This is a genomic window from Microbacterium sp. 22296, assembly GCF_052045385.1.
In the GTDB taxonomy this organism is placed as follows: Bacteria; Actinomycetota; Actinomycetes; order Actinomycetales; family Microbacteriaceae; genus Microbacterium.
This window is the reverse complement of record NZ_JBQEOS010000021.1, coordinates 1-440: the sequence shown is the minus strand read 5'-3', so window position 1 is coordinate 440 and position 440 is coordinate 1. Positions and strand designations below refer to the sequence as shown.

At 67.5% G+C, this 440-nt stretch carries 1 protein-coding gene; it reads left to right on the top strand.

Features of this window, described 5'->3' with window-relative positions:
- Positions 1–440: hypothetical protein (locus ACTJJP_RS17370; protein WP_440776239.1), on the top strand; the 440-nt coding region annotated here is incomplete at both ends.

Genomic DNA, 440 nt, shown 5'->3' with positions numbered 1-440 from the left:
GTGACCCCGGTCCGACCCGTCACCAAGCTGCGCGCCTCCCAGCACAACAAGTACGGATTCCACGGCCTCTACCTCATCACCGGCACGTCGACCCTCACGGTCAATGTTGTCGAGTCCACCATCGCGGCGGGCTCTCCTGCGACCGTCAAGGCAAAGGTGTCGGGGGGTTCCGTCGGCGTCGCGGGGGCCGCTCTGACGCTCGCGGCCAACCGCGCGGCCGCTCTGGGAGCGACTAGCGGGACGACCGATTCGAGCGGCTCGTTCCAGACCACGGTGACGCCCGACGTGTGGACTCCCCCCGGATCGTCGGTGACCGTCACCGTCGCCGACGAGGCGTCTCAGGCGTCGGACTCGGTCGCCGTGGTGGGGGCGAATGTGCTGGTGGGTTCGAGCAATTATTTCGGGCAGTTGGGTATCGGTTCGGCGGGGAATGATCAGGC